The organism is Butyricicoccus sp. AM27-36, assembly GCF_003480945.1.
In the GTDB taxonomy this organism is placed as follows: domain Bacteria; phylum Bacillota; class Clostridia; order Oscillospirales; family Butyricicoccaceae; genus Agathobaculum; species Agathobaculum butyriciproducens.
Genome location: NZ_QUJR01000016.1, coordinates 15,670 through 16,212, shown reverse-complemented (window position 1 = coordinate 16,212; position 543 = coordinate 15,670). Strand labels below are relative to the sequence as shown.

Below are 543 nucleotides of genomic sequence, written 5' to 3'. Positions count from 1 at the left end.
ACCGGCTGTCCGGTACAGGTTAAGATTCCGGAGTTTATCGCGCTGGTTGCCGAGGGCAAGTTCCTCGAGGCGGCTGCCAAGATCAAGGAGACCTCCGCACTGCCGGCTGTCTGCGGCCGTGTCTGCCCGCAGGAGAGCCAGTGCGAGTGCCACTGCGTACGCGGCATCAAGGGCGAGGCTGTAGCAATCGGCCGTCTGGAGCGCTTCGTTGCAGACTATGCCCGCGAGAACAGCACCGAAAAGGCAGTCAAGCCGGAATCCAACGGCCACAAGGTTGCCATCGTCGGTGCAGGCCCGGCCGGTCTGACCTGCGCCGGCGACCTTGCTCGCCTGGGCTACGAGGTTACCGTTTTCGAGGCGCTGCACACCGCAGGCGGCGTACTCATGTACGGCATTCCGGAGTTCCGTCTGCCGAAGACTATCGTGCAGAAGGAGATCGACACGCTGAAGGATCTGGGCGTTGAGTTCATTCTCAACTTTGTTGTAGGCCGTTCTGAGACCATCGACGAGCTGTTCGGTGACGGTTTTGAAGCAATTTTTGTA

Annotated in this window: 1 pseudogene; it reads left to right on the top strand. The window is 60.2% G+C overall.

Going from position 1 to position 543, the window contains the following annotated elements:
- Positions 1-543, top strand: a pseudogene (locus tag DW724_RS14745) (NAD-binding protein); the annotation flags it as partial.